We start from the raw sequence: 764 nt of genomic DNA, 5'->3' as shown, positions 1-764 counted from the left end.
AACGGCAAGCTGGACCGCAAGGCCCTGCCGCAGCCGGATGCCAGCCAGTTGCAGGGCGAGTACATCGCGCCGCAGAGTGCTTTGGAGCAGCAGATCGCGGCGATCTGGGCCGATGTGCTGAAGGTGGAGAGGGTCGGCCTCGGCGACCACTTCTTCCTGCAGGGCGGGCATTCCCTGCTGGCAGTTTCGGTGATTGCCCGCATTCGTCAGCACCTGGGGCTGGACGTGCAGTTGCTTACCCTGTTCGAGGCTCCGGTGTTGAGGGACTTTGCCAAACGTGCCGAGCACGGTGAACGGGCACAGGCTGCTGTCATCGAATGCGTGAGCAGGGCGAAGCCGCTAGCGCTTTCCTACGCCCAGCAACGGCAGTGGTTCTTGTGGCAATGGGCACCGCACAGTGCCACCTACAACATTCCGGCCGCACTGAAGCTGGCCGGGGCGCTGGATGTCGCTGCCCTGCAACAGGCTTTCGGCGCCTTGATCGAGCGTCACGAAACCCTGCGCACCACCTTCCGCCTGGACGGCGAGCAGGCAGTGCAGGTCATTCATGCCCAGGTACCATTCAAGCTGGCCATCGAGGAGCAGGCGTACGCCGACGAGGCCGCTGTGCGGGCCTGGGTCGAGACCGAAGCAGGGCAACCGTTCGACCTGGAGCAGGGGCCGCTGCTGCGGGCCCGGCTGCTGCGTCTGGCGGCGGACCAGCACGTGCTGGTGCTGACCCTGCACCATATCGTCGCCGACGGCTGGTCGATGCCGGTGATGGT

The 764-nt window shown here is 65.6% G+C and carries 1 protein-coding gene; it reads left to right on the top strand.

Translation table 11 applies throughout. The features are described 5' to 3' along the window. Nucleotides 1–764: condensation domain-containing protein (locus ACGLHT_RS30010; protein WP_394520772.1), on the top strand; the 764-nt coding region annotated here is incomplete at both ends.

The sequence above is a fragment of the Pseudomonas sp. PsB genome, from assembly GCF_043658375.1.
In the GTDB taxonomy this organism is placed as follows: Bacteria; Pseudomonadota; Gammaproteobacteria; order Pseudomonadales; family Pseudomonadaceae; genus Aquipseudomonas; species Aquipseudomonas putida_Z.
Note: the sequence above shows the minus strand (reverse complement) of the source record. Positions and strands in the feature narration are given on the sequence as shown.